The sequence below is a fragment of the Kineococcus sp. TRM81007 genome (assembly GCF_022669155.1).
GTDB lineage: Bacteria > Actinomycetota > Actinomycetes > Actinomycetales > Kineococcaceae > Kineococcus.
On record NZ_JALBVB010000028.1, the window covers coordinates 1 to 26,873 of the forward strand.

At 72.4% G+C, this 26,873-nt stretch carries 20 protein-coding genes; 18 read left to right on the top strand and 2 right to left on the bottom strand.

Going from position 1 to position 26,873, the window contains the following annotated elements:
* The 5 genes from MN205_RS01890 to MN205_RS01910 form a co-directional block, all read left to right on the top strand.
* A partial coding sequence (locus tag MN205_RS01890; protein WP_242123780.1) for a carbohydrate ABC transporter permease occupies window positions 1-850 on the top strand: 850 nt, incomplete at its 5' end.
* Window positions 851-981: 131 nt separating this feature from the next.
* A complete protein-coding gene (locus MN205_RS01895; protein WP_374115808.1) occupies window positions 982-1,800 on the top strand; it encodes a carbohydrate ABC transporter permease in 819 nt (272 codons plus the stop codon).
* A 40-nt stretch (window positions 1,801-1,840) separates the two neighbouring features.
* Entirely contained in the window at window positions 1,841-4,522 is a 2,682-nt protein-coding gene (locus MN205_RS01900; RefSeq protein ID WP_242123784.1) for a glycoside hydrolase family 78 protein, read from the top strand.
* Between the two features lie 50 nt (window positions 4,523-4,572).
* Entirely contained in the window at window positions 4,573-6,831 is a 2,259-nt protein-coding gene (locus MN205_RS01905; protein WP_242123786.1) for a family 78 glycoside hydrolase catalytic domain, read from the top strand.
* 94 nt (window positions 6,832-6,925) lie between these two features.
* Entirely contained in the window at window positions 6,926-7,921 is a 996-nt protein-coding gene (locus MN205_RS01910) for a LacI family DNA-binding transcriptional regulator (RefSeq protein WP_242123788.1), read from the top strand.
* 15 nt (window positions 7,922-7,936) lie between these two features.
* On the opposite strand, the gene MN205_RS01915 is transcribed toward MN205_RS01910, so the two are convergent.
* Window positions 7,937-8,953 (bottom strand): LacI family DNA-binding transcriptional regulator, encoded by a 1,017-nt coding sequence (locus tag MN205_RS01915; RefSeq protein ID WP_242123790.1) that lies wholly within the window; start codon window positions 8,951-8,953, stop codon window positions 7,937-7,939.
* Window positions 8,954-9,118: 165 nt separating this feature from the next.
* Between MN205_RS01915 and MN205_RS01920 the strand changes: the two genes are divergently transcribed.
* The 8 genes from MN205_RS01920 to MN205_RS01955 all read left to right on the top strand — a co-directional run bounded on the left by MN205_RS01920 (window position 9,119) and on the right by MN205_RS01955 (window position 21,139).
* Window positions 9,119-11,206: an alpha-glucuronidase gene (locus MN205_RS01920; protein WP_242729998.1), complete on the top strand. Its 2,088-nt coding sequence runs from the start codon at window positions 9,119-9,121 to the stop codon at window positions 11,204-11,206.
* A gap of 45 nt (window positions 11,207-11,251) precedes the next feature.
* The gene (locus MN205_RS01925) at window positions 11,252-12,232 is read left to right on the top strand and encodes a sugar ABC transporter permease (RefSeq protein ID WP_242123794.1); all 981 of its coding nucleotides are present in this window, start codon (window positions 11,252-11,254) and stop codon (window positions 12,230-12,232) included.
* A 71-nt stretch (window positions 12,233-12,303) separates the two neighbouring features.
* Entirely contained in the window at window positions 12,304-13,173 is an 870-nt protein-coding gene (locus MN205_RS01930) for a carbohydrate ABC transporter permease (protein ID WP_242730004.1), read from the top strand.
* Window positions 13,174-13,244: 71 nt separating this feature from the next.
* The gene (locus MN205_RS01935; protein ID WP_242123798.1) at window positions 13,245-14,888 is read left to right on the top strand and encodes an extracellular solute-binding protein; all 1,644 of its coding nucleotides are present in this window, start codon (window positions 13,245-13,247) and stop codon (window positions 14,886-14,888) included.
* A gap of 7 nt (window positions 14,889-14,895) precedes the next feature.
* Window positions 14,896-15,612 carry a DUF624 domain-containing protein gene (locus MN205_RS01940; RefSeq protein ID WP_242123801.1) on the top strand — a complete coding sequence of 239 codons (717 nt, stop codon included), beginning with the start codon at window positions 14,896-14,898 and terminating at the stop codon, window positions 15,610-15,612.
* Window positions 15,609-17,672: a beta-galactosidase gene (locus MN205_RS01945; RefSeq protein WP_242123803.1), complete on the top strand. Its 2,064-nt coding sequence runs from the start codon at window positions 15,609-15,611 to the stop codon at window positions 17,670-17,672. The genes MN205_RS01940 and MN205_RS01945 overlap by 4 nt, the downstream gene beginning before the upstream one ends.
* A 2-nt stretch (window positions 17,673-17,674) precedes the next feature.
* Window positions 17,675-18,661 carry an acetylxylan esterase gene (locus MN205_RS01950; protein ID WP_242123805.1) on the top strand — a complete coding sequence of 329 codons (987 nt, stop codon included), beginning with the start codon at window positions 17,675-17,677 and terminating at the stop codon, window positions 18,659-18,661.
* 72 nt (window positions 18,662-18,733) lie between these two features.
* Complete coding sequence (locus MN205_RS01955) at window positions 18,734-21,139, top strand: glycoside hydrolase family 3 N-terminal domain-containing protein (RefSeq protein WP_242123807.1); 2,406 nt, start codon at window positions 18,734-18,736, stop codon at window positions 21,137-21,139.
* A 7-nt stretch (window positions 21,140-21,146) separates the two neighbouring features.
* On the opposite strand, the gene MN205_RS01960 is transcribed toward MN205_RS01955, so the two are convergent.
* Complete coding sequence (locus MN205_RS01960) at window positions 21,147-21,788, bottom strand: trimeric intracellular cation channel family protein (RefSeq protein ID WP_242123809.1); 642 nt, start codon at window positions 21,786-21,788, stop codon at window positions 21,147-21,149.
* Window positions 21,789-21,872: 84 nt separating this feature from the next.
* On the opposite strand from MN205_RS01960, the gene MN205_RS01965 reads away from it, so the two are divergent.
* The 5 genes from MN205_RS01965 (at window position 21,873) to nrdF (ending at window position 26,814) form a co-directional block, all read left to right on the top strand.
* Window positions 21,873-22,676: a carbon-nitrogen hydrolase family protein gene (locus MN205_RS01965; protein WP_242123811.1), complete on the top strand. Its 804-nt coding sequence runs from the start codon at window positions 21,873-21,875 to the stop codon at window positions 22,674-22,676.
* A gap of 296 nt (window positions 22,677-22,972) precedes the next feature.
* The gene (gene nrdH / locus MN205_RS01970) at window positions 22,973-23,218 is read left to right on the top strand and encodes a glutaredoxin-like protein NrdH (RefSeq protein WP_242123812.1); all 246 of its coding nucleotides are present in this window, start codon (window positions 22,973-22,975) and stop codon (window positions 23,216-23,218) included.
* 10 nt (window positions 23,219-23,228) lie between these two features.
* Entirely contained in the window at window positions 23,229-23,621 is a 393-nt protein-coding gene (gene nrdI / locus MN205_RS01975; protein WP_242123814.1) for a class Ib ribonucleoside-diphosphate reductase assembly flavoprotein NrdI, read from the top strand.
* A gap of 35 nt (window positions 23,622-23,656) precedes the next feature.
* Window positions 23,657-25,789, top strand: a complete 2,133-nt coding sequence (nrdE, locus tag MN205_RS01980) for a class 1b ribonucleoside-diphosphate reductase subunit alpha (RefSeq protein WP_308220222.1) — start codon at window positions 23,657-23,659, stop codon at window positions 25,787-25,789.
* A 50-nt stretch (window positions 25,790-25,839) separates the two neighbouring features.
* A complete protein-coding gene (gene nrdF / locus MN205_RS01985) occupies window positions 25,840-26,814 on the top strand; it encodes a class 1b ribonucleoside-diphosphate reductase subunit beta (protein ID WP_242123818.1) in 975 nt (324 codons plus the stop codon).
* Window positions 26,815-26,873 lie beyond the last annotated feature (59 nt).

Here is a 26,873-nt window from a genome sequence, read left to right on the forward strand (position 1 = left end):
CAGCCCCTACCCGGGGTGGTTCTACCTGCCCGCCGCCGTGGTCTACGGCGTGCTGTTCCTGGTGCCGACGTTCGCGTCGTTCTACTTCGCGCTGACCCGCTGGACGATCTTCGACAGCGAGTTCATCGGTCTGGCGAACTTCGTGCAGTTCTTCCAGGAACCGGCCCTGGTGAAGGGCTTCACCAACACCTTCGTCTACGCGGTGGTCACCTCCGGCGCCAAGGTCGTGCTCGGGCTGGGGCTGGGCATGCTGCTGACCAGCCAGATCGTGGGGCGCGGCTACCTGCGCGCGGTGGTCTTCTTCCCCGTGCTGGTCTCCTCCGTCGGGGTGGGCATCACCTTCCAGGTGCTGATGCACCCCTCGCGCGGGGCGATCAACTCCGCGCTGGGGGTGTTCGGCATCGACGGGCCCGGCTGGCTGGTCGATCCGCAGCTGGCGCTGCTGTCGGTGGCGCTGGTGGACGTGTGGAAGGGCGTGGGGCTGGCCACCTTGATCTACATGGCCGGGATCGTCTCGATCCCGAAGGAGTACTACGAGGCGGCCAAGGTCGACGGGGCCGGGTCGTGGACGCTGTTCCGCAACGTCATCTTCCCGTTGTCGTGGCCGGCGACCTCCACGGTGATCACCCTGTCGCTGATCGGGGGCCTGCGCTCGTTCGACCTGATCTGGGCGATGACGCGCGGGGGGCCCGGTTTCACCTCCGACGTGATCGCCTCGGTGATCTACAAGCAGTACCAGGCCGGCTTCTACGGCCTGTCCACCGCCGGCAACGTGATCCTGTTCCTCGCGGTGACCGCTCTGGTGCTGCCGCTGACGCGGTTCCTGGCCCGCAAGGAGGTCGAGCTGTGAGCTCCACGATCAGTCCCGCCGGGCCGTTGAACCCCCGCTCCCGCTCCCGGTCCTGGTCCCGGCGCAGGGGTGGGGTGGACCCGCAGGGCCCGGCGCCGGGTGGTGGGCGCGTCGGTGGCCCGCGCGCGGCGCTGTACCGCTACGGGGTCGGGGCCTTGGCGATCGTGCTCAGCGTCGTGGTGTTCATCGTGCCGTTCGTGTTCATCGTGCTGACGGCGGTGATGGACGCGCAGCAGGCCGGTGAGTTCCGCTTCGCGCTGCCGCGCCGGTTCCAGGGGTGGCAGAACCTGGTGGAGGTCGTGCAGACGCGCGACTACATCCTCGTCATCGCGTTCATCAACTCCATCGTGCTGACGGTGGCCAGTGTGACGTTGATGGTGGTGTTCGGCTCGATGGTCGCGTTCGTGCTGCAGCGGCGCGTCACCCGCTTCAACGGGTTGATCAACTTCCTGGTGCTGGCTGGGTTGATCATGCCGCCGGCGGTGGTGCCGACGATCTGGGTGCTGCAGCGGCTGGGGTTGTTCGCCACGATGCCGGGGCTGATCCTGGTGGAGGTGGCCTTCGGGATCTCCTTCACGGTGCTGTTGTTCCGGGCGTTCATCTCCACGATCCCGCGTGAGCTGGACGAGGCGGCGGTGCTGGACGGTGCGGGGCCGGTGCGGTTGTTCTTCCGGGTGATCCTGCCGCTGCTGCGTCCGGTGCTGGTGACGGTGGTGCTGGTGCAGTCGGTGGCGGTGTTCAACGACTTCCAGACCCCGTTGTACTTCCTGCCGGGGGACGCGGGGGCGACGGTGCAGCTGACGTTGTTCAACTTCCAGAGCCAGAACCTGTCCAGCTACAACCTGTTGTTCATGGACATCCTGCTGATCACGATCCCGATGCTGCTGCTGTACCTGTTCTTCAACCGTCAGATCGTCGCCGGCATGACCTCCGGCGCCGTCAAGGGCTGACCACCGCCCCCACCGCCCCGCTCCCAGCGAACGGAACCCGATGCCCCACCGCACCGACGTCGTCGTCACCGACCTGCGCGCCGAGCACGGCGTGCCGCTCCTCGGGCTGGGCACCTCCCGGCCGCGGTTGTCCTGGACGGCCCGGGCGACCGGGCAGGTCCCTCCCGCCTGGGAGCAGAGCGCCTACGAGGTGCGCGTGACCCCCCAGCCGCCGGTGCCCGGGGCGGGGGAGGAGCCCTCGTGGTCCAGCGGCCGCGTCGACTCCGGCGACAGCGTGCTCGTCCCGTGGCCGGCGCCGCCGCTGCGCTCCCGGGAGCGGGTGCGGGTGGAGGTCCGCCTCTGGGGGACCGAGGACCCGGAACCCACGCCGTTCAGCCTCCCGCTGGTCGTGGAGACCGGGCTCCTCGACCCCGCGGACTGGACGGCCGTGCCCGTCGGGCCGGACTGGGACGAGGACCCCGACGCCGACCACCGCCCCGCGCTGCTGCGCCGGGAGTTCACCCTGCCCGGCCCGGTGGCCCGGGCCCGCCTGCACGTCACCGCGCACGGCCTGCACGAGGTCGAGGTCAACGGCGAGCGCGCCGGCGACGAGGTCCTCGCCCCCGGGTGGACCAGCTACACCCACCGGCTGCGGTACCGCACGCACGACGTGACGCACCTGCTGCACGAGGGTTCCAACGCCCTGGGTGCGTGGCTGGCCGACGGCTGGTACCGCGGCCGCTTCGGCGTCCGCGGGGGCAACCGGAACCTGTACGGCGAACGCACCGCGCTCATCGCGCAGCTGGAGGTCGACCTGGCCGACGGGGGGCGTGTCGTGGTCGCCACCGGGCCCGGCGAGGGGCGGGACGGGCACGCCTGGCGGGCAGCGCACGGCCCGATCCTGGCCAGCGGCCTGTACGAGGGCGAGAGCCACGACGCCCGGCTGGCCGTCCCCGGGTTCTCCACCGCCGGATTCGACGACACCTCGTGGGCCGGGGTCCGCCGCTACGCGCGGGACCCGGCCACCCTGGTGGCCGCCGAGGGTCCCCCGGTGCGCTGCACGCAGGAGGTGCTCCCCGTGGCGGTGCTCACCAGCCCGTCGGGCGCCACGGTCCTGGACTTCGGGCAGAACCTCACCGGCCGCCTGCGCCTGCGGGTGCGCGGGCGTGCCGGGGACCGGGTGCGGCTGCGCCACGCCGAGGTGCTGCAGGACGGGGAGCTGTACACGCGCCCGCTGCGCACCGCGGCGGCGACCGACACCTACGTCCTGGCCGGTAGCGAGGACTCCGGGGAGCCGGAGGTGTGGGAACCGCGCTTCACGATGCACGGCTTCCGCTACGCGGAGGTCACCGGCTGGCCCGGGCGCCTGCACGAGGGTGACGTCGTGGCGCGCGTGCACCACTCCGACACGGCGCGCACCGGCTGGTTCTCCTGCTCGGACGAGCGGCTGAACCGCCTGCACGAGAACGTCGTGTGGAGCATGCGCTCGAACTTCGTCGACGTCCCCACCGACTGCCCCCAGCGCGACGAACGCCTCGGCTGGACCGGCGACATCCAGGTCTTCGCCCCCACCGCCGCCTTCCTCTACGACGTCAGCGGCTTCCTCGCCTCCTGGTTGCGCGACGTGGCCGCCGAGCAGCTGCCCGACGGCACGGTTCCCTGGTACGTGCCCGACATCCCCGGGGGGCCGCGGTGGACGCCACCGCGCCCCGGTGCGGTCTGGGGCGACGTCGCGGTGCTGACACCGTGGGTCCTGCACCAGCGCTACGGGGACGTCGGTGTCCTGCGCACGCAGTACGACAGCGCCCGCGCGTGGGTGGACCTGGTCGAGCGCCTGGCCGGTCCGGGCCGGTCGTGGAGCACCGGGTTGCAGCTGGGCGACTGGCTGGACCCGGCCGCCCCGCCGGACGACCCCGCCGACGCCCGCACCGACCGGTACCTCGTCGCCACCGCCTACTTCGCGCACTCGGCCCGCACCCTGTCCCGGATCGCGGCCGTCCTGGGCGAGCACGAGGACGCCGCGCGCTACGGAACCCTCGCCGACGAGGTGCGCGAGGCGTTCGCCGCCGAGCACCTGCGCCCCGGGGGGAGGCTGAGCAGCGACGCGCAGACCGCGTACGCCCTCGCGATCGTCTTCGACCTGCTGCCCGAGGCCGAGCGCGCCGCCGCGGGGGAGCGCCTGGCCGAACTGGTCGCCGAGGACGGCAACCGGATCGCCACCGGGTTCGCGGGGGTGAACCTGGTCACCGACGCGCTCACCCTGACCGGCCACGACACCACGGCCCACGCGCTGCTGACCGAGACCGGCTGCCCGTCCTGGCTCTACCAGGTGGCCATGGGGGCCACCACGACGTGGGAGCGATGGGACTCGATGCTGCCCGACGGCACCGTCAACCCCGGGCAGATGACCTCCTTCAACCACTACGCCCTCGGCTCCATCGCGGACTGGGTGCACCGCACCGTCGCCGGCCTCGCTCCGGCCGCACCCGGGTACCGGCGACTGCTGGTGCGCCCGCGCCCCGGTGCGGACCTGACGTCCGCCGCGGCGCGCCACGAGACCCCGTACGGGACCGCGGCCGTCGGCTGGCGCCGCACCGGCGACCGGCTCGTCGTCGACGTGGACGTCCCGCTCGGGGTGCGTGCCGAGATCGACCTGCCCGGCAGGCCCGTCAGCGAGGCCGGTGCCGGCAGGCACCGCTTCGAGGTCGTCACCGCTGCCGAACCGGCGCACCCGCCCGCCTGAAGCGCGCCGCCCCGAACCGCCCGACCGAACCCACCCCGCACGGAGGAACGATGCCCACCTGGCACGCGACGATGATCGCCGCCGACGCCGACCACGACGGGGCCCCGCTGCTGCGGCGCCGCTTCACCCTCGACGACGGCCACGGCGAGGTCCGCCGGGCCGTGCTGCACGTCACCGCCCGCGGCGTCGTCGAGGCCCACCTCGACGGTGCACCCGTGAGCGACGACGTGCTCAGCCCGGGCTGGAGCAGCTACGAGTGGCGCCTGCGCTACCGCACCCACGACGTCACCGACGCCCTGGCGGCCGGTGGTGAGCACGTCCTCGGCCTGGCGCTGGGCAACGGCTGGTCGCGCGGTCGGCTCGGCTGGAGCGGCCGGGGCGCCTTCTACGGCGACGACCTCGGCGGTTTCGCCCAGCTGGAGGTGACCTTCGCCGACGGGTACACCCAACTGGTCGTCACCGACACCTCGTGGCAGTCGCACGCCTCGGCGGTCACCGCGAACGACCTGTACGACGGGCAGAGCGTCGACGCGCGCCTGCTGGACCCGGCGTGGGCCACCGTCGAGGGCTCGCCGCAGGGGTGGGGCGGGGTGCGCGCCCTCGAGTTCGACACCGCGGTGCTCACCGAGCACGTCGGCCCGCCGGTGCGCCGGCAGGAGGTGCTGCCCGCGCAGCGGGTGTGGACCTCCCCGTCGGGCAAGACCCTGGTGGACTTCGGGCAGAACCTCGTGGGGTGGCTGCGCTTCACCGTGCGCGGCGAGGCGGGCAGCACCATCACGATCCGGCACGCGGAGGTGCTGGAGAAGGAGGAGCTGGGGGTGCGCCCGCTGCGCAGCGCGAAGGCCACCGACCGGTTCACCCTCTCCGGCGGTGAGGACACCTTCGAGCCGACGTTCACCTTCCACGGCTTCCGCTACGCCGAGGTGGACGGCTGGCCCGGCGAACTGCGGCCCGAGGACCTCGAGGCGGTCGTGGTGCACTCCGAACTGCGCCGCACCGGGCAGTTCGAGTGCTCGGACGAGCTGGTCAACCAGCTGCACCGCAACGTGGTGTGGGGCACCAAGGGCAACTTCCTCGACGTGCCCACCGACTGCCCGCAGCGCGACGAGCGCCTGGGCTGGACGGGCGACCTGGCGGCGTTCGCCCCGACAGCCGCGTACCTGTTCGACGTCGAGGACTTCCTGCGCGACTGGATGCGGGACCTGGCCGCGGAGCAGCGCGCGCAGGACGGCCTGGTGCCGTTCGTCGTCCCGGACGTGCTGAAGTTCATGGAGCACCCGCCGGAGTTCCCCGACCCGGACAGCACCGCGGTCTGGTCGGACGTGGCGGTGTGGGTGCCGTGGGCGCTGCACCAGGCGTACGGCGACGACGAGCTGCTGGCCGAGCACTACCCGGCGATGACCGCGCACGTCGACCGGGTCGCGGGCCTGCTCTCGCCCACCGGGCTGTGGGACACCGGTTTCCAGTTCGGCGACTGGCTGGACCCGGACGCGCCGCCGGAGGCGCCCGCCGACGCCAAGGCGGACAAGGGCGTGGTGGCCACCGCGTGCGCGTACCGCAGCGCCCGCACCACCGCCGACGCCGCCCGCCTGCTCGGCCAGGCGCAGGACGCCGAGCGCTTCGACGCCCTGGCGGAGCGGCTGCGCGCCGCGTTCGGCGAGCACTACGTCGACGCGCAGGGCCGGGTGCGCAGCGACTGCGCCACGGTGTACGCCCTGGCGATCGAGTTCGGGTTGCTGGACGGGGATCAGCGCGCCTGGGCCGGGCAGCGGCTGGCCGAGCTGGCGGAGAAGGCCGGCTACCGCGTCTCCACCGGTTTCGCCGGCACCCCGTACGTCACCGGGGCGCTGAGCAGCACCGGCCACCTGGACGCGGCCTACCGGTTGCTGCTGGAGCAGGGCTGCCCGTCCTGGCTGTACCCGGTGACGATGGGCGCCACCACGATCTGGGAGCGGTGGGACTCCATGCTCCCGGACGGGACGATCAACCCCGGCGAGATGACGTCCTTCAACCACTACGCCCTGGGCGCGGTGGCCGACTGGATCCACCGCACCGTGGCGGGCCTGTCCCCGCTGGAACCCGGCTACGCCCGCTCGCTCGTCGCCCCGCAGCCCGGTGGCGGGATCACCTGGGCGCGGGCGAGCCTGCAGACCCCGCACGGTGAGCTCGCGGTGCACTGGCGGCAGGGCGACGGCGGACTGGAGGCCGACGTCACCGTCCCGGAGGGCACCACCGCCGTGCTGCGGCTGCCCGGCCTGGCCGAGCGCGAGCTGCCGGCGGGGACCCACCGCGTCGGCACCGCGTCCTGACCCACCGGCGGAGCGGTCGTTGACGTCCACCTCGGTCCCGTCCGGCGCCGGCCTGGCACCGGACGGGGCTCCCGGCCTGGCACCCTTGTCCGTCGTGGCGACCGTCAAGGAGGTGGCGCAGCGGGCCGGGGTGTCGCTGGGCACGGTGAGCAACGTCCTCAACCGCCCCGAGGTCGTCTCCGACGCGCTGCGCGCCAGGGTGGAGCAGGCGATCGCCGAGCTCGGCTTCGTGCGCAACGAGTCCGCGCGGCAGCTGCGCGCAGGGGTGAGCCGGACCATCGCCGTGGTCGTCCTGGACGTCGCCAACCCCTTCTTCACCGACCTCGTCGCCGGGGCGGAGGAGGTCGCCGAGCGCCACGGCGCCCTCGTGGTGTTGTGCAACAGCGCCAACGACCCGCAGCGCGAGGCCCGGCACCTGCTCCGGTTGCAGCAGCAGCGGGTCCTCGGCGTGCTCCTCAGCCCGGTGCGGGACGCCCCGAGCGCCGCCCTGGACTCGGTGCGCTCGCACGGCACGCCGGTGGTGCTGGTGGACCGCGGTGCGCCGACGGCGGAGAACTCCTCGGTCGCCGTCGACGACGTCCTCGGCGGCCGGCTGGCGGGGGAGCACCTCCTGGAGCGCGGGCACCGGCGCGTCGGCTTCATCGGCGTGCCCGCCGGGCTGCGGCAGGTCGACGACCGCCTCGCCGGGCTGCGGCAGGGGGTCGGTGCGGCCGGTTCCGTGGAGGCCGTGGCCGCCAGCGGCCTGACGGTGCGCGCCGGCTCCCAGGCCGCCGCGGCCCTGTTCGCCGGTGAAGCGCCGCCCACGGCGGTGTTCTGCGCCAACGACCTGCTGGCCCTGGGGGTGCTCAACGAGTGCGTGCGGCGCGGGGTGCGGGTGCCGCACGACCTGGCGATCGTCGGCTACGACGACATCGGGTTCGCCGCCACGGCCGCCGTGCCGCTCACCTCGGTGCGCCAGCCGCGCGAGGTGCTGGGCCGCACCGGGGTGGAGCTGCTGCTGGCGCAGGTGGAGGGCCGGCCCGCCCGGCAGCTCGTGTTCGAACCGGAGCTGGTGGTGCGTCGCTCCAGCGACCGCAGGATCGAGCGCTGACCCGCCCCGCCGCCGTCAGCGCGGCGGCGGGGGAGCGGTGCTGGCGCGCACCCGCAGGTCCACGGCGAGGTCCATGCGCGGTGCGGCGGGCTCCGCCCCGTCGGCGAGCGCCAGCAGCAGCCGCGTGGCGGCCTCGGCCATCTCGTGCAGCGGCTGGTGCACGGTGGTCAGCTCGGGCCCGACCCACTCCGCGGCGGGCAGGTCGTCGTAGCCGACGACGGACAGCTCGCCGGGCACGGCAACACCGAGGTCGCGCGCGGCCCGCAGGACCCCGAAGGCCATGAGGTCGTTGCAGGCGAACACCGCGGTCGGCCGGTCGGGGCCGGCGAGCAGCTCGCAGGCGATCCGCAGGCCGCCCTCGACGGAGAAGTCGCCGGTGCGCACGAGCTCCTCCCGGTAGGGCAGCCCGGCCTCCAGCAGGGCGTCGCGGTAGCCGCCGAGGCGGGCGCGGCTGCAGAAGGTGTCCAGCGGGCCGGTGATGACGGCGACGTCGCGGTGGCCGAGCCCCAGCAGGTGCCGGGTGGCCAGCAGACCGCCGTGGTAGTTCGCCGAGCCGACGGAGGCCACCCCGGGGTCGACCTCGCCGATGGGGTCGACGATGACGTGCGGGATGCCGCGCGCCACCAGCTGGGTGCGCTGGCCGTCCTCCAGGTCGGAGAACACCATGATGACGCCGGCGGGGCGGCGGGCGAGGACGCTGGCGAGCCACTCCTGGCGGGGGCGGTGCGCGCCCAGGCACTCGGAGAGCACGACCTCCACGCCGGCGGGCCGCGCGGTGCGCTCCACGCCGCGGATGACCTCCACGGCCCACGGGTTGCCCAGCTCGTTGAAGACGAGGTCGATCAGCCGCGGGCCGGGCGCTGGCCCGCTGCGGCGGCGCTGGCGGTAGCCGTGCTCGGAGATGACCCGCTCGACGCGCGCGCGGGTGGTGTCGGCGACGTCGTCGCGACCGTTGATCACCTTGGAGACGGTGGGCACGGAGACCCCCGCCTCGGCTGCGAGCTGGGCCATGGTCACGCGGGGCGGGGCCACGTCGTCTCCTCCTCGGTCGTCGGCACGCCGCACACCCCTCGCGCGCTCCCGACCGGGAGGTGGCGCGTCCACGCGTGCGGGCAGCGCTGACGGCGTTGACGCTGCGGGTGGCGATCTCTAGTCTCGAAGGTATCGGCACTGAGCCGAAAGTTTCGACTGGAGGCAATGGTGCCCTACGGACAGCGCGAAGGCCAGGACCCCTCCTGGTTCGCGAGCAGCGAGACCTGCTGGCTACCGGCCCGCGGGGCGGCCCGGCTCGCCACCGCCCGCACCACCGTGCTCGGCGACGACCCCGTCACCGCGACGCTGCGCGAGGACCTGCAGGTCCTCGCCGCGCACGCCGGCGCACCCGGGGCCGCTGACGGCAGCCGGCGCCTCCTCGTCGGCGCCCTCCCCGAACTGAGCGAGCAGGCGCTCGGCCCGGCGCTCGCCGGTGCGCTGGAGAGCGCCGACGTCCCCGCCGGCGAAGGTTTCGCCGTCCTCGCCCGCGACGGCGAGGTCCTGCTGACCGCCGCCCGCCCCGCCGGGCTGCGGCACGGGCTGGGCTGGCTGACCCGCCGGTTCGCCGGGGGCTGGCCGGACACCGACGTCACCCACGTCGAGGAACCCCGCGTGGACCTGCGCGTGCTGGACCACTGGGACAACATGACCGACGGGCCCATGGGTGTCGTCGAGCGCGGCTACGCCGGCGACTCGATCTTCTTCGCCGACGGCCGCGTGCGCACCGGCGCCGCCGACCTCGCCCGGGTGCGCGACTACGCCCGCCTGATCTCCTCGATCGGCGTCAACGCCGTGTGCCTGAACAACGTCAACGTCCACGCCACCGAGGCCCACCTGCTCGACGAGCACCTCGGTGACGTCGCCCGCCTCGCGGCCGTCCTCGACGCCCACGGCGTGCGCACCCTGCTCAGCGTCGACTTCTCCGCGCCGATCTCCCTGGGCGGCCTGGACACCGCCGACCCCCTCGACGAGCGCGTCGCCGCGTGGTGGGCCGAGACCACGAAGCGGGTCGCCACCACCCTGCCCGGCTTCGGCGGGTACGTCGTCAAGGCCGACTCCGAGAACCGGCCCGGCCCGCACACCTACGGGCGGACCCACGCCGACGGCGCCAACGTGCTCGCCGCCGCGCTGGCACCCTTCGAGGCGCTCGTGCTCTGGCGCTGCTTCGTCTACGACTGCCACCAGGACTGGCGGGACCGCTCCACCGACCGGGCGCGCGCCGCGCACGACCACTTCGCCGGGCTGGACGGCGAGTTCGCCCCCAACGCGGTCCTGCAGGTCAAGAACGGCCCGATGGACTTCCAGGTGCGCGAGCCGGTCTCCCCGCTGCTCGGTGCGCTGCCGCGCACGGGCGTCGCCGTGGAGTTCCAGATCACCCAGGAGTACACGGGGCAGCAGAAGCACCTGTGCCACCTCGGCACCCAGTGGAGCGAGGTGCTGCGCTTCGACCTGAACGCCCACGGCGGCGGGGAGCCCCTGCGGGTCGCGGACGTCGCGACGCGCAGCCGCCGGCAGGGGGGGAGCCCCACCGGGATCGTCGGCGTCGCCAACGTCGGCACCGACACCAACTGGACCGGCCACGCGCTCGCGCAGGCCAACCTGTACGCCTTCGGCCGCCTCGCCTGGAACCCCGAGCTGGACCCGCGCGACGTCCTGGACGAGTGGGTGGAGCAGACGTTCGAGCTGCCCAGCGGCCTCGCCGGTGAGCTGGTGGAGCTGATGGCCCGCTCGTGGTCGGTGTACGAGTCGTACACCGCCCCGCTCGGCGTCGGCTGGATGGTCCGGCCCGGCCACCACTACGGCCCCGACATCGACGGCTACGAGTACACCCCCTGGGGGACGTACCACTTCGCCGACCGCGACGGCATCGGCGTGGACCGCACCGCCGCGACCGGCACGGGGTACGCGGCGCAGTACCCGGCGGGGTGGGCGCGCGTCTACGAGGACGTCACCACCTGCCCCGACGAGCTGCTGCTGTTCTTCCACCACGTGCCCTACGGGCACGTGCTGCGCAGCGGGACCACCGTGGTCCAGCACGTGTACGACACGCACTTCGCCGGCGTCGAGGCCGTCGAGGGGTTCGCCGCCACGTGGCAGCGCATCGCCGCCCACGTGCCGGGCACGGTCTCGCGGAACGTCACCGAGCGCTTCGGCGAGCAGCTGCGCAGCGCCCGCGAGTGGCGCGACCAGGTCAACACCTACTTCTTCCGCAAGTCCGGCGTCCCCGACGCCACCGGCCGGCGCATCCACTGACGCACCCGGCCCGACGCACCCGAAGCACTCGACGAGGAGGACGAGATGGCTGTGAGCACCCCGCCGGCCAAGCGGTTGCGCTCGCGCGCACCGCTGGCCGACGCGGCCGCCGTGCGCGCGCCACGGACGACGTGGCGCGGTGCGCTGCGCAAGGACTGGCGGCTGTACTCGCTGCTGGTCCTGCCGCTGCTGTGGTTCCTGGTGTTCAAGTACCTGCCGATGGCCGGCAACGTCATCGCCTTCCGGCGCTTCACCCCCGGTGGAAGCGTCTTCGGCGAGGAGTGGGTCGGCCTCGACTACGTGCAGATGTTCATCCAGGACCCGACCTTCTGGGCGGTCTTCAAGAACACGCTCGTCCTGGGTGCCCTGACCCTGCTCGTGGGCTTCCCCGCACCGATCATCTTCGCGCTGCTGCTCAACGAGCTGAAGGCCCGGCGGTTCAAGCGGTTCGTGCAGACCGCGTCCTACCTGCCGCACTTCATGTCGATCGTCATCGTGGCCGCCATGGTCATGCAGCTGGTCTCGCTGCGCGGCACGGTCAACCAGGTCGTCGGCTTCTTCGGTGCCGACCCGGTCAACTTCATCCAGAACCCCGACTGGTTCCGGACGATCTACGTCACCAGCGACGTCTGGCAGACGATGGGGTGGGGTGCGATCCTCTACCTCGCGGCGCTGACCACCATCGACGACTCGCTGTACGAGGCGGCCCGCATCGACGGCGCCAACCGCTGGCAGCAGACCTGGCACGTGACGCTGCCGGGCATCGCCCCCACCGTGGTCACGCTGCTCATCCTCAACATCGGCAGCTTCCTCGCCGTCGGCTTCGAGAAGGTCCTGCTCCTGCAGAACCCGCTCACCTACGAGACGGGAGACGTCATCTCCACCTACCTGTACCGGGTCGGGCTGCAGTCGAACAGCTTCAGCTACGCGACCGCCATCGGCCTGTTCGAGTCCCTCATCGGCCTGGTCCTCGTCCTGTCGGCGAACGCGGTCTCCCGCCGCGTCGCGGGATCGAGCCTGTGGTGAGCGCGGTCCAGGCGCCGGCGCCGCGCAAGGGCCGCGCGGGCGCCCGCAGCGGCAAGCCCACCGTCTCCGTCGTGGCCGACACCCCCGGCCAGCGCCGCTTCAAGGCCTTCGCCGTCGTGGTGCTGTCCCTCGTGGTGGCCGTCACGCTGTACCCGTTCGTCAACGTGCTGGCGCAGTCCTTCAGCGACTCGACGAACATCGCCGCCGGCAAGGTGAACCTGGTGCCGCGGGGCTTCAACGTGGACACCTACCGGGTCGTCATGAGCGACCGCGACTTCTGGGTCGGGTACCGCAACACCGTCGTCTACACCGTCGTCGCCACCGCGATCTCGCTGTTCCTGACGACCTGCTTCGCCTACGCCACCAGCAAGCGGCACCTGAAGGGCCGCAAGGCCCTCATCCTCTTCGCCGTCTTCACCATGTTCTTCAACGGCGGCATCATCCCCAACTACGTCCTCATCACGAGCCTGGGGATGCGCAACACCATCTGGGCCGTCGTGCTGCCCAGCGCGATCAGCGTCTTCAACGTGCTGGTGATGAAGACGTTCTTCGAGGCCATGCCCGAGGAGCTGGAGGAGGCCGCCTCCATCGACGGGCTGAACACCTACGGCATCCTGCTGCGCATCGTCCTGCCGCTGAGCAAGGCCGTGATGGCGACGATGCTGCTGTTCTACGCGGTCAGCCACTGGAACTCCTGGTTCCAGGCGTTCCTGTACCTGGACGAGAAGGACATGTTCCCGGTCACCATCTACCTGCGGAACATGATCGCCGGGGTGTCCAGCACAGCGTCCTCCGGCGCCGAGGCGTCCGACATCGGCATGATCTCGGCCAACATCCAGTCCGTGACGATGGTGCTCATCGTGCTGCCCATCGTCTGCATCTACCCCTTCATCCAGAAGTACTTCGTGTCGGGCGTCATGCTCGGCTCGGTCAAGCAGTGACACCACTGCGAGCAGTGACACCCCCGCAAGCAGTGATCCCCCGATCGACGACGATCCCTGGAGCGCACCCCGTGAACAGCACCTCGACCTCCCCGTCGGCCCGCACGCTGACCCGCCGCACCACCCTCGCCGGCCTCGTCGCCCTGACCGGCGGCGCCCTGGCCGCCTGCGGCGGCGGTGAGGACGGCGCCGACGTCAGCGACAAGACCACCGGCGCGATGCAGGACTTCGACGCCGGCACCGCCTTCAAGGCGACGGCACCGCTGACGTACACCAGCCTCTTCTCCGACCAGCCCACCTACCCCTTCAAGCAGGACTGGCTGTTCTGGTCGGCGCTGAAGGAGAACACCGGCGTCGGCATGGACTTCACCATCGTCCCGGCCAGCGACTACGAGCAGAAGCGCAGCCTCGTCGTCAGCGCCGGCGACTCGCCGATCATCATCCCCAAGACCTACCCCGGTCAGGAGACGCCGTTCGTGGCCTCCGGGGTGGTGCTGCCGGTCAGCGACTACACCGACCTCATGCCGCACTTCCGCGACCAGGTCGAGAAGTGGGACCTGCAGGGCGAGCTGGACACCCTGAAGCAGAAGGACGGCAAGTACTACGTCCTGCCCGGCCTGCACGAGGCGCTGTGGCCGGACTACACCCTCATCGTGCGCACCGACGTCTTCGAGAAGGCCGGTGTGCCGCTGCCCACCAGCTGGGACGAGGTCCAGAGCGCGCTGGCCGCGGTCAAGCAGGCCAACGGCGGCGCCATCCCGTTCTCCGACCGCTACGAGGGCAAGAGCGTCCTGAACTACGGCGCGGTGGCCTTCGGCACCGTGGGCGGCTGGGGCTACGGCGAGGGGCTGCAGTTCGACGAGGAGAACGACGAGTTCGTCTTCGCCGCCGCCACCGACGAGTACAAGTCGATGGTGGAGTACTTCGCCGGCCTGGTGTCCCAGGGGCTCATGGACCCGGAGAGCTTCACCCAGACCGACGACGCGGCCCAGGCGAAGTTCACCAGCGGCCAGTCGTTCGTCATCTCCGGCAACTCGCAGGACCCGTCGGTGTACCGGACGCAGATGGACCAGTCGATCGGCGCCGGCAACTACGCCATCTCCAAGATCACCGTTCCCTCCGGGCCGGCCGGCGACCTCGTCGGCGGCTCCCGCCTGGAGAACGGCATCATGATCTCCGCGAAGGCCGCCGAGCGCGACGACTTCCAGGCGCTCATGCAGTTCATCGACTGGTTCTTCTACAGCGACGAGGGCCGCGAGTTCGCCAAGTGGGGCGTGGAGGGCACCACCTACACCAAGGACGCCTCCGGCAAGCGCTCCCTCATGCCGAACATCAACTACACCGGCCTGAACCCGTCCGGCACCGAGGACCTGCGCATCGACTACGGCTTCTCGCAGGGCAACTTCTCCTACGGCGGCTCCACCGAGCTGCTGCACTCCATGATGAGCGAGGAGGAGCTGGCCTTCCAGGAGGCCATGACCGCCAAGACGCCCGTCGAACCGCTGCCGGCGCACCCCTACAGCCAGGTGGAGCAGGAGCAGGTCACCCTGCTGGCCAAGCCGCTGCAGGACTTCGTGGACCAGTCGACCCTGCAGTTCATCACCGGCCAGCGCAGCCTGGCCGACTGGGACGCCTACGTGGGTGAGCTCGAGCAGCGCGGATCGACCCGCTACGTCGAGATGGCCAACAAGGCGTACACCGAGTCGAAGGCGTGACGACGAGGTGAGCACCACCCAGCGGTCGGCCCTGCACGACGGGCTGCTGTGGCGGGCCTGCGACGGCGTGTACCGGGCCCTGGTCGTCGAGGCGTGCTTCCTCGCGGTCTGCGCACCCGGCATCGCGCTCACCGCGGTGCTCGTCCCGGACCCGTCGAACGCGCCGCTGTTCGGCGCGGCGGCGCTGCCGCTGGGCCCGGCGCTGGCGGCGGCGCTGCACAGCGCCGACCGCCAGCTCGCCGGTGACGACGCCTCCCCGGCCCGCACGTTCTGGCGGGGCTGGCGGCTGAACGCCACCGACGCGCTGCGCCTGTGGGCGCCGGCGGTCGCGGTGCTCGTCGTGCTCGCCGTGTCGGCGGGTGCGGCCGGTGCCGCACCCGCCGGTCAGGTGGTGCGCGGGGTGCTGGCGGCGACCGCCGCGGTGCTCGCCGTGGTGACGGTCACCGCGCTGGTCGTCGCCACCGGCTTCCGGTTCCGCACCCGCGACGCCGCCCGCCTGGCGGTGCACGTCCTGGGCCGTAGGCCGGGCACGGCGCTGGGCGTGGTCGGGTCGCTGGTGCTCGCCGGGGCGCTGGCGCTCACCTCGCTGTGGCTGGCGCTGGCCGCGGCGAGCCTGTGGGTGCTGCTGCTGGCGATGGTGACGCGCGGCGCGGTGCGGCTGGTGGCGGAGGAGTTCACGCACCACGACGAGGACGACGAGAACACGTACGAGGGAGAACGGTGAGCGAGCCCAAGGTCCGCTACGGCGGCGACTACAACCCGGAGCAGTGGCCCGTCGAGGTGCGCGAGGAGGACCTGCGCCTCTTCGACAAGGCCTCGATCGAGACCCTCACCGTGGGGGTGTTCTCCTGGGGCCTGCTGCAGCGCGACGAGAGCACCTACGACTTCACCGAGCTCGACGACGTCCTGCACCGCCTGCGGGACGCCGGCAAGGAGGTCGTCCTGGCCACCGGCACCGGTGCGCACCCGGCGTGGCTGGCCCGCAAGTACCCCGACGTCACACGGGTGGACTTCGAGGGCCGCAAGCACGTGTACGGCCAGCGCCACAACGCCTGCCCCAACAGCCCCTCCTTCCGCCGCTTCGGCACCGCCTACGTCGAGCGCCTCGCCGAGCGCTACGCGCACCTGGGCAACGTGGTCGCCTGGCACGTCGGCAACGAGTACGGCGGCGCCTGCTACTGCGAGAACTGCGCCGCGGCGTTCCGCGTCTGGCTGCAGCGCCGCTACGGCACCCTGGAGCGCCTCAACGACGCCTGGAACACGACGTTCTGGTCGCACACCATGTACGCCTGGGACGACGTGGTGCCGCCCAACGCCCTCAGCGAGCACTGGCGCGGGCCGAACCACACCGCCTTCCAGGGCATCACCCTGGACTACCTGCGCTTCACGACCGACAGCATGATCTCCTCCTACCTGTCGGAGAAGGAGGTCCTGAACCGGATCACGCCCGGCATCCCGGTGACCACGAACTTCATGGGCGCCTACCGGCCGCTGGACTACCACCGCTGGGCCCCGCACCTGGACTTCGCCTCCTGGGACAACTACCCGCCGGACGAGAAGTCGCAGGACCGCATGGCCCTGGCGCACGACCTGATGCGCGGGCTGAAGGACGGCGAGCCGTTCTGGCTCATGGAGCAGACGCCCAGCACCACCGCCTGCCGCGACGTCAACCCCGTCAAGCGCCCCGGCGTCATGCGGCTGTGGAGCTGGCAGGCCGTCGCCCACGGCGCCGACGCGGTGCTGTTCTTCCAGATGCGCCAGTCGCGCGGCGCGTCCGAGAAGTACCACGGCGCCGTCATCGACCACTCCGGCCGCGACGACACCCGCGTCTTCTCCGAGGTCTCCGCGCTGGGGGCCGAGCTGGCCGCCCTGCGCGACGAGGTCGTCGGCGCCCGCACCCCCGCGCGCGTCGCCGTGCTGTTCGACTGGGACTCCTGGTGGGCGGTGGAGATCTCCGACGGGCCCTCCCGCCTGGTCAACTACCTGCAGACCGTGCGCGGCTACTACGCGGCGCTGCACGCGGCGAACGTCGGAGTGGACGTCGTGCCGGTGGACACCGACCTGGACCGCTACGACCTGGTCGTCGCCCCGCTGCTGCACGTCGTCGAGGGCGACCTGGCGCAGCGCGTCGAGCGGTTCGTCGCCGGCGGCGGCACGTTCCTGACGACCTGGCTCAGCGGCCGCGTCGACGAGGACGACAACGCCTTCCTCGCCGACGTCCCCGGGCCGCTCGCGGACGTCCTCGGGATCCGTGTCACCGAGACCGACGCGCTGCCCGCCGAGGACGTCAACCCGGTGCGCCTCGTGGACGGCTGGGACGTCGCACCCACCCCGGTCGCGAGCGGGCCGTGGGCGGGCAACCTCGTCTTCGACGTCGTCGAGCCGCGCGGCGCCGAGGTCGTCGCCGAGTACACGGCCGACTTCTACGCCGGCACCCCGGCGATCACCCGCCACAGCACGGGGGAGGGGACCGCCTGGTACGTCGCCACCCACCTGGAGCCGGCCGGCGTGGAGTGGGTGGTGCACCGGGCGCTGACCGAGGCCGGGGTGAGCTCCCCGTACGGCTGGGTGCGCGGCCTGGAGGCCGCCGAGCGCGTCCGCGCCGACGCCCGCTACCTGTTCCTGCTCAACCACGGCGAGGAGGAGGTCGTCGTGGCCTCCGACCGCGCCGGCCGCTCCCTGCTGGACGGGCGCGACGTCGTCGCCGGCCAGGACCTGCGCCTGGCCCCCCGCGACGTGGTGGTGCTGCGCACCCCCGCCGCGACCGAGGGGGAGGGGGAGTAGCCGTGGCCTTCGTCGACTGGCCGCTGGAGCGGCTGCGCGAGTACGCGCCCGAGCGGGACGAACCCGCCGACCTCGACGCCTTCTGGGAGAAGACCCTCGCCGCCGCCCGCAGCCACCCCGCGCAGCTGCGCGCCGAACGGGTGGACGCGGGCCTGCGCACCGTGGACGTCTTCGACGTGCGCTTCCCCGGGTACGGCGGGCAGCCGATCGCCGGCTGGCTGCTCGTGCCCACCGGGCGCACCGAGCCCGGCCCGGCCGTCGTGCAGTACATCGGCTACGGCGGCGGCCGCGGCGAGCCGTGGATCAACCTCGTGCCCTCCGCCGCCGGCTACGTGCACCTCGTGATGGACAGCCGCGGCCAGGGCGGCGGCGGCAACCACCGCGCCGTCACCCCCGACGTCGACGAGGGCGGCACCGGACCGGCCACCCCCGGGTTCCTCACCCGGGGGGTGGAGTCGCCCGAGAAGCACTACCTGCGCCGCCTGATCACCGACGCGGTGCGGGCCGTGGACGCGGTGCGCACCCACCCCCTCGTCGACCCCGCCCGCGTGGCCGTCATCGGCGGCAGCCAGGGCGGCGGGCTCGCGCTCGCCGTGGCGGGCCTGGCCGACGACCTGCGCGGCGTCGTGGCCGACGTGCCCTTCCTGTGCCACTACCGGCGCGCCAGCGAGATCACCGACGCCCACCCGTACGCGGAGCTGGGCCGGTTCCTGGCCGGGAACCGCGAGAAGGTCGACGACGTCTTCCGCACCCTGTCGTACGTCGACGCGGTGAACCTCGGCGCCCGGGCCAGCGCACCCGCCTGGTTCTCCACCGGCCTGATGGACTCCACCTGCCCGCCCTCGACGGTCTTCGCCGCGCACCACCACTACGCCGGCCCGAAGCAGATCGAGGTGTACCCCTACAACGGCCACGAGGGCGGCGGTCAGCAGGGCATCGCCCGCACCCTCGCCGCGCTCGCGAGCGTGCTCCGCCCCGACGGAGACTGAACCCACCGCCGGCACCACCCCGCCGCACCACCCGCCGCCCGCACCCGGCGCGGCCCCCGACCGAGGAGCACCATGACCACGCTGGACCAGCCGACCGACGCACCGGACGCCGTGCAGCCCCGTCCCTGGCACGACGCGTCGCTGCCGATCGAGCAGCGCGTCGAGGCGCTGATCGCCGAGATGACGCTGGAGGAGAAGGTCGCCCAGCTCGGCAGCCGCTGGGTCGGCAACAGCCACGGCGGCGGCGAGGGGGCCGTGGCCCCCGCGGAGGTCACCGGCACCGGCAACGTCGCCCCGTTGCAGGACGTCTTCTCCGCCGGCGCCGTGGAGTTCGAGGAGGCCAGCCGACACGGCCTGGGCCACCTGACCCGCGTGTTCGGCTCCCGCCCCGTCAGCGTCGAGGAGGGGCGCGCGGAGGTCGTGCGCCTGCAGCGCTCCATCGTCGAGCGCACCCGCCTGGGGATCCCGGCGATCGTGCACGAGGAGTGCCTGACGGGTTTCACCGCCTTCGGCGCCACCGTCTACCCGGCGGCGCTGGCGTGGGGCGCGACCTTCGACCCCGAGCTGGTCGAGCGCATGTCCGCGGCCATCGGCGCCGACATGCGCGCCGTCGGCGTGCACCAGGGCCTCTCTCCCGTCCTCGACGTCGTGCGCGACTACCGCTGGGGGCGGGTGGAGGAGACGATGGGTGAGGACCCGCACCTGACCTCCGTGCTGGGGGCCGCCTACGTGCGCGGCCTGGAGAGCGCCGACGTCGTCGCCACCCTGAAGCACTTCGCCGGGTACTCCGCCTCCCGCGCGGCCCGCAACCACGGCCCGGTCTCGATGGGCCCGCGCGAGTTCGCCGACGTGGTCCTGCCCCCGTTCGAGGCGGCGCTGCGCCACGGCGGCGCGCGCTCGGTCATGAACTCCTACACCGACGTCGACGGCGTCCCCGTCGCCTCCGACGAGCGGCTGTTCACCGAGCTGCTGCGCGAGCGGTGGGGCTTCGCCGGCACCGTCGTCTCCGACTACTCGGCCATCGCCTTCCTGGCCTCGATGCACCGCACCGCCGCCGACGAGACCGACGCGGGCGTCCAGGCGCTGCGCGCCGGCATCGACGTGGAGCTGCCCGACACCCTCTGCTTCGGCGACCGCCTCGTGGGCGCCGTGCGCTCCGGCGCCGTGGAGGAGTCGTACGTGGACCGGGCGCTGCGCCGCCTGCTGACGCAGAAGGCCGAGCTGGGGCTGCTGGACGCCGACTGGACGCCGGAGGGCTCCGTCGCCGCCGGCGAGGGCCGCGAGCTGGACTCCGCGGGCAACCGCGCCATCGCCCGCGAGCTGGCCGAGCGCAGCGTCGTGCTGCTCGCCAACGACGGCACCCTGCCGCTGGCGCCGGCCACCGCGCGCCGCGTCGCCGTCGTCGGCCCGTGCGCGGACGACCCGAACACGTTCATGGGCTGCTACTCCTTCGCCAACCACGTGCTGCCCCGCTACCCGCAGCTCGGGCTGGGCACGGAGGTGCCCACGGTCCTCGAGGCGCTGCGCGCCGAGCCCGGCGCGGCGTGGGAGGTCGTGCACGAGCGCGGCTGCGACGTGCGCGAACCGGACGCCTCCGGCATCCCCGCCGCCGTGGAGGCCGCCCGCGGAGCGGACGTCGTCGTCGCCGTCGTGGGTGACCGCGCCGGCATGTTCGGCGCCGGCACCTCCGGCGAGGGCTGCGACGCCGACGACCTGCGCCTGCCCGGGGTGCAGGAGGACCTGGTGCGCGAGCTGATCGCCACCGGCACCCCCGTCGTCCTCGTCGTCGTCTCCGGCCGGCCCTACGCCCTGGGTGAGCTGACCGGCGCCGCGGCGCTCGTGCAGTCGTTCATGCCCGGCGAGGAGGGCGGCGGCGCGATCGCCGGTGTGCTGTCCGGGCGGGTGAACCCCAGCGGCAAGCTGCCCGTGCAGGTGCCCGTCACCCACGGCGGTCAGCCCGGCACCTACCTGCAGCCGCCGCTGGGCGCGGACAGCCAGGGCATCAGCAACCTCGACCCGACGCCGCTGTTCGGCTTCGGCCACGGCCTGTCGTACACCTCGTTCGCGGTGGAGGACCTGGAGCTGTCCAGCACCGAGGTGCCCACCGACGGCTCCGTCGAGGTGTCCGTGACGGTGCGCAACACCGGCGAGCGCGCCGGCGAGGAGGTCGTGCAGCTCTACCTGCACGACCTCCTCGCCCAGGTGACCCGCCCCGTGCGCGAGCTGACCGGTTTCACCCGGGTGCGGCTGGAGGCCGGCGAGGCGGCGCGGGTGACGTTCGAGGTGCACGCCGACCGCACCAGCTTCACCGGCCGCCGCGGCGAGCGCGTCGTGGAACCCGGCGAGGTCGAGGTGGTGGTCGGCTCCTCCTCCACCGACACCCCCTGCACGGGGTCGTTCACGCTCACCGGCCCGCTGCGCACCGTCGGGTTCGACCGCGTCACCACCACCCCGGTGCGGGTCTCCGCGCCGGCCTGACCGGCACCTACTCGTCCAGCTCGTCGGGGGTGCGCAGCGTGGCGCGCGGCGCCTGCCAGCCGCGCAGCACACCCCCGACGCGCAGGGACGCGCACAGCGCGGCCCCGGCCAGCGCCCACACCAGGGGGCGCCCGCCCAGCTCGGGGCCCAGCGCGGCGGCGGCGGCACCCAGCAGGGCGGGGATCGCGTACAGGCCGCCGGTGAGGATCGTCGGCACCTGCCGCACCAGCACGTCGCGCATCGTGCCGCCGCCCACGGCGGTCAGCCCGCCCAGCAGCACCGCCTGCCCGGGCCCCAGCCCCGCCTCCACGGCCACGCGCGCGCCGGTCACCGCGAACAGCGACAACCCCATCGTGTCGAAGAGCAGCAACGGGCGCGACAACCGCGTCAGCAGCGCGTGCCCCCAGAACGCGACCAGGCCGCCGGCCGTGGCGGTCGCCAGGTAGTACCAGGTGCGCAGGGACGCCGGCGGCAGCTCGCCCAGCAGCACGTCGCGCAGCATCCCGCCGCCGATCGCGGTGATGACGCCCAGCGTCACCACCCCGAACAGGTCCAGCGTGGTGCGGCGCATGGCCGTCAGCGCGCCGTCGAGGGCGAAGGCGAGCACCCCGACCAGGTCCAGGACCAGCAGCAGGTGCGTCGCGCTCACCGCAGGAGTGTGCCCGCCGCCGCCCGAGCGGGCAGGATCGGCCCCGTCCGGGCGGCGAGCGACCGCGCCGGGGGAGGAGGAGGCGTGCGCATCGCGCTCGGCCAGATCAGCAGCACCGCGGACCCGCGCGCCAACCTGGAGCTGGTCGCCGCGGAGGTCGCCGCCGCCCGCAGCGCCGGAGCGCGCCTGCTGGTGCTGCCGGAGGCGACCATGTGCCGCTTCGGGGTGCCGCTGGCACCGGTGGCCGAGCCCGTCGACGGGCCGTGGGCCGCCGAGCTGGAACGCCTGGCCGACGCCGCGGGGCTGACGGTCGTCGCGGGCGCCTTCACCCCGGGGGAGGGTGGGCGGGTCCGCAACACCCTGCTGGTGCGCGGCGGGGGCGTGCGCGCGCACTACGACAAGGTCCACGTCTACGACGCCTTCGGGTACGCCGAGTCCGACGCGGTCGAACCCGGCCGCGAACCGGTCGTCGTCGACGTCGACGGGGTCGGCGTGGGGCTGGGGACCTGCTACGACGTGCGCTTCCCCGGCCTGTTCACCGCCCTGGCGGAGCGGGGCGCCTCGGTGGTCGCCGTGGCCGCCTCGTGGGGGGCGGGTCCGGGCAAGGCCGAGCAGTGGGAGCTGCTGGCGCGCGCCCGCGCGCTGGACTCGACGTGCTTCGTGGCGGCCTGCGGGCAGGCCGAGCCCGCGCCGGCGGGCGGGCCGGCCGAGGCGGGGGAGCCCTCCGACGCGCCGACCGGGGTGGGGCGCTCGCTGGTGGCCGGGCCCCTGGGGCAGGTCGTGGCGCAGCTGGGCCCGGGACCGGGCCGGCTGGTGGTGGACGTGGACCCGGGCGAGGTGGAAGGCGTGCGCGGCGTCCTGCCGGTGCTCGCGAACCGCCGGTTCTGAGGCGGGGCGCCCGTCGGCGGAGCGCGCCCCGGCGAGTCGTGGGCGACACGCCGACCTGACGGAGCGCAACCATCTCGTGACTTTCTGCTGCTCATCCCCAGGTCGCCCACACCCCCCGGGGAGCAACGGTGCAGGTCACGGGCTCGCGGGGGGTGCTTGTCCACCGCGTCCACAGCCTGGGGAAATCACACGGATGTGACACACCATGTTGTGGTGCCTTGCGATGTCGCCCCCTAGGGGTAGTGTTTGGAGCACCCCAGCACGCCGGGCTCGCACCCGAGGGAAGGACCACCCCCATGAGCATCACCGTCTACAGCACGCCGTCCTGCGTGCAGTGCAAGGCGACCTACCGCGCGCTCGACCGCAAGGGCCTGCCCTACGAGGTCGTGGACGTCACCAGCGACGCGCAGGCCCTGCAGACGGTGCGCGACCTCGGTCACGTCCAGGCGCCCGTCGTCGTCAGCGGCGACGAGCACTGGTCCGGCTTCCGCCCCGACCGCATCGAGGCCCTGGCCGAGCGCTTCGCCGCCGTCTCGGCCTGAGGCGGCCGCCGTGCCGCTCGGCGTCGTCTACTTCTCGAGCGTCTCGGGCAACACGCACCGCTTCGTCGGCGAGCTGGACGTCCCGGCGCAGCGCATCCCGTTGCGCGCGCGGGACGAGCACCTCAGCGTCACCGAGCCCTACGTCCTCGTCGTCCCCACCTACGGCGGGGGCTCCGGGGCGGGGGCGGTGCCCAAGCAGGTCATCCGCTTCCTGAACGACCCGGCCAACCGCGCGCTCGTGCGCGGGGTCATCGGCGCCGGCAACACCAACTTCGGGGCCCACTACGCCGTGGCCGGCGACATCGTCGCCGCCAAGTGCCGCGTGCCCCACCTGTACCGCTTCGAGCTCTTCGGCACCCCCGAGGACGTGCGTCGCGTCCGCGACGGATTGGACACGCTGTGACCCTCACCTCCGACGCCCCCGAGGTCTCCGGGACCGTGCCGCAGCCGGCCGTCCCCGCCTCGCCGGGCTTCCACTCGCTCAACGCGATGCTGAACCTGTGGGACGAGCAGGGGCGCATCCAGTTCGACGCGGACCGCGAGGCGGCGCGCCAGTACTTCCTCCAGCACATCATCCCGAACACCCCGGAGTTCGACAGCTTCGAGGCCCGCCTGGACCACCTCGTCGCCGAGGGGTACTACGAGGCCGAGGTCCTCGACCGCTACTCGCGCACCTTCGTGCGCGAGCTGACCGACCGCGCCCACGCCGCGAAGTTCCGCTTCGCGACCTTCCTCGGCGCGTTCAAGTTCTTCACCAGCTACGCGCTGAAGAGCTTCGACGGCAAGCACTACCTCGAGGGCTTCGAGGACCGCGCCGTGATGACGGCCCTGACCCTCGCCGCCGGTGACGAGGCGCTGGCCACCGCCATCACCGACGAGGTCATCAGCGGCCGCTTCCAGCCGGCCACCCCCACCTTCCTCAACGCCGGCAAGGCCTCCCGCGGCGAGCTGGTCTCCTGCTTCCTGCTGCGCATCGAGGACGACATGGAGTCCATCGGCCGCGGCATCAACTCCGCCCTGCAGCTGTCCAAGCGCGGCGGCGGCGTGGCCCTGCTGCTGAGCAACATCCGCGAGTACGGCGCGCCCATCAAGCGCATCGAGAACCAGTCCTCCGGCGTCATCCCCGTGATGAAGCTGCTGGAGGACTCCTTCTCCTACGCCAACCAGCTCGGCGCGCGCCAGGGCGCCGGTGCGGTGTACCTCTCGGCGCACCACCCGGACATCATGCGGTTCCTCGACACCAAGCGGGAGAACGCGGACGAGAAGATCCGCATCAAGACCCTCAGCCTGGGTGTCGTCGTCCCCGACATCACCTTCGAGCTCGCCAAGAACAACGAGCCGATGCACCTGTTCTCCCCGTACGACGTCGAGCGCGTGTACGGCGTGCCGTTCGGCGACCTGTCGATCTCCGAGAAGTACCGCGAGATGGTCGCCGACGACCGGATCCGCAAGACGCAGATCAACGCGCGGGACTTCTTCCAGACCCTCGCCGAGCTGCAGTTCGAGTCGGGCTACCCGTACGTCGTGTTCGAGGACACGGTGAACAAGGCCAACCCGATCGACGGCCGCATCAACATGTCGAACCTGTGCTCGGAGATCCTGCAGGTCAACACCCCCAGCAGGCTGGGCGAGGACCTCGGCTACGAGGTCGTCGGCAAGGACATCTCCTGCAACCTCGGCTCGCTGAACATCGCCCTGGCCATGGACGGCGGCGACCTCGGCGCGACGGTCGGCACCGCGGTGCGCGCGCTGACCGCCGTCTCGGTCGCCAGCGACATCCGGTCCGTGCCGTCCATCGCCCACGGCAACTCGCGCTCGCACGCCATCGGCCTGGGCCAGATGAACCTGCACGGCTACCTCGCCCGCGAGCACGTGCACTACGGCAGCGCCGAGGGCATCGACTTCACGAACATCTACTTCTACTCGGTGCTCTTCCACGCGCTGCGCGCCTCGAACGAGATCGCCGTCGAGACCGGCACGACGTTCGAGGGCTTCGAGCGCTCCGCCTACGCCGACGGCAGCTTCTTCGACAAGTACACCGAGCAGGAGTGGGCGCCGGCCACCGAGCGCGTCGCGCGCCTGTTCGCGGACGCCGGCATCGCCATCCCCACGCAGGACGACTGGCGGGCGCTGAAGGCGTCCGTGATGGAGCACGGCATCTTCAACCAGAACCTGCAGGCCGTGCCGCCGACGGGCTCCATCAGCTACATCAACAACTCCACCTCCTCGATCCACCCGATCGCCTCCAAGATCGAGATCCGCAAGGAGGGCAAGCTCGGCCGCGTCTACTACCCGGCGCCGTTCATGACGAACGACAACCTGGAGTACTACGAGGACGCCTACGAGATCGGTCCCGAGAAGATCATCGACACCTACGCGGCGGCCACCCAGCACGTCGACCAGGGCCTGTCGCTGACGCTGTTCTTCAAGGACACGGCGACCACGCGCGACGTCAACCGCGCGCAGATCTACGCGTGGCGCAAGGGGATCAAGACGATCTACTACGTGCGCATCCGCCAGATGGCGCTGGAGGGCACCGAGGTCGAGGGTTGCGTCAGCTGCATGCTCTGACGAGCGGCACGACGGCGGCGCGGGACCAGGCACGAGGGACGAAGGACGAGATGGTGGAGAAGCTCAAGCTCATCGATCGCGTGAACGCGATCAACTGGAACCGCGTGCCGGACGAGAAGGACCTCGAGGTCTGGAACCGTCTGACCAGCAACTTCTGGTTGCCGGAGAAGGTGCCGCTGTCCAACGACGTGCAGTCGTGGGCGCGGCTGTCGGACGCCGAGCGCACCCTGACGATGCGGGTGTTCACGGGTCTGACCCTGCTGGACACGATCCAGGGCACGGTCGGCGCCGTCTCCCTCATCCCGGACGCGCTGACCCCGCACGAGGAGGCCGTCTACACGAACATCGCGTTCATGGAGTCGGTGCACGCCCGCAGCTACTCCTCGATCTTCTCCACCCTCGCCTCCACCCAGGCGATCGACGAGGCCTTCACCTGGTCGGAGGAGAACGAGGCCCTGCAGCGCAAGGCGTCGATCGTGCTGGAGTACTACCACGGCGACGACCCGCTGAAGCGGAAGGTGGCCTCCACGCTGCTGGAGTCCTTCCTCTTCTACTCCGGCTTCTTCCTGCCGATGCACTTCTCGTCCCGGGCGCAGCTGACGAACACCGCCGACCTCATCCGGCTCATCATCCGCGACGAGGCCGTGCACGGGTACTACATCGGCTACAAGTTCCAGCGCGGGCTGGAGCGGGTCGACCAGGCCAAGCGGGACGAGATCAAGGACTACACCTTCGACCTGCTGTTCGAGCTGTACGACAACGAGTGCAAGTACACCGCCGACCTGTACGACAACGTCGGGCTCACCGAGGACGTCAAGACGTTCCTGCACTACAACGCGAACAAGGCGCTCATGAACCTCGGCTACGAGGGCATGTTCCCGGCGGACACGGCGAAGGTCGACCCCGCCATCCTGTCCGCGCTGTCGCCGAACGCGGACGAGAACCACGACTTCTTCTCCGGCTCCGGCTCCAGCTACGTCATCGGCAAGGCCGTGGCCACCGAGGACGAGGACTGGGAGTTCTGATCTGCTCCGCGGGCCCGTCGTGACCACACCCGACGGGCCCGCGGAGCGCACGTGGGGAA